Source organism: Streptococcus sp. HMSC062B01, from assembly GCF_001811085.1.
GTDB classification, from domain to species: Bacteria; Bacillota; Bacilli; order Lactobacillales; family Streptococcaceae; genus Streptococcus; species Streptococcus gordonii.
In genome coordinates this window covers 1-497 of record NZ_KZ672788.1, presented here as the reverse complement: position 1 = coordinate 497, position 497 = coordinate 1, and the positions used below count along the sequence as shown (strand labels likewise).

At 45.7% G+C, this 497-nt stretch carries 1 protein-coding gene; it reads left to right on the top strand.

The window, feature by feature from the left end; all coding sequences use genetic code 11:
* The coding region (locus HMPREF2780_RS07055) for a hypothetical protein (protein ID WP_158672299.1) at positions 1-497 on the top strand (497 nt) is incomplete at both ends.

Genomic DNA, 497 nt, shown 5'->3' with positions numbered 1-497 from the left:
AACCAATGACCTTCGAAGATGGTCAGTCAACGAAGACTGTTCCGGGTGTAGGTGAATACAGCATCAATCCAGATGGTTCTATTACCTTTACGCCAGACAAACAATATGTTGGTACTCCAGATCCAGTCACAGTGAAACGAGTGGATAAGAATGGTACAGAAGTTACCGCGACTTATACACCAACAGTGACTAAGGTAACACCAACCAGCACTAATGCAACTAGCACAGGCCCTCAAGGACTTCCACAAACCGGCACACCAACCTTCCAAGGTGGTGATCCACTGGTTCCAATCGATGAAACAGTTGAGCCAACCTTCGAAGATGGAAGCAAAGAGAAGTCTATTCCAGGTCAAGGAACTTACACAATTGCGCCAGATGGAACTGTAACCTTCACCCCAGATAAGCAGTTTGTAGGAAAACCAGACCCAGTCACAGTGAAACGTGTGGATAAGAATGGTACAGAAGTCACTGCAACTTACAGTCCAGAGTTTACTAAG